General features: G+C 60.9%; 2 protein-coding genes. Both read right to left on the reverse strand.

Features of this window, described 5'->3' with window-relative positions; genetic code table 11:
• Nucleotides 1-325, reverse strand: a 325-nt coding sequence (locus tag ACTIE1_RS16690; RefSeq protein ID WP_439563518.1) for a ThuA domain-containing protein, incomplete at its 3' end; no start/stop codon positions are given.
• A gap of 18 nt (nt 326-343) precedes the next feature.
• On the reverse strand, nt 344-568 hold a 225-nt coding region (locus ACTIE1_RS16695; protein ID WP_439563519.1), incomplete at its 5' end, for a hypothetical protein.

Below are 568 nucleotides of genomic sequence, written 5' to 3' on the forward strand. Positions count from 1 at the left end.
GGGCCACCCATTGCCCCCCCGTCATGAACTGATATTCCGGCGCATCGCGGAACGCGTCGCACATGCCGCCATGAAACCCGCCCAGACCGACACCGCCCTTCACGGCGGCGGTCAGCATGTTGAGCTCTTCCTTTTCGATCTTGGACATGCTCGAAATGGGTACGATCAGGCTCATTTCCTTGATGCCACCATCGGCAAAGGCTTCGGTCGTGTCATGGACGTGAACCTTAAACCCGTCTTCTTCGAGGATGTCGCGGACAATCTTCGCGCAAGCCTCGGGTTCATGACCGCTCCAGCCGCCCCAGACGATAAGTGCTTCGCGCATGGTATCTCTCCTTTGATGTCACTGTGCCAACATACCGTTGGCGATATTGTCTTGAAGCGGCGCTGGCCGCTCTGGCTGCGTCGTGATGTCGATGCGGGCGCCGCTGCGGGCGGCCTCTTCGACAGACGAGCAGCGAAGGTTGCCGCATCCACTGCGCAGCTTCAATAGCGGCGCGACCAATGTAGCGGGCTTGAAGATCGGCGTTGGTGGGCTTGCCGCCCCATGGCCGGAACTGCGCAGGCC

The organism is Roseinatronobacter sp., assembly GCF_051859525.1.
Lineage (GTDB): Bacteria > Pseudomonadota > Alphaproteobacteria > Rhodobacterales > Rhodobacteraceae > Roseinatronobacter.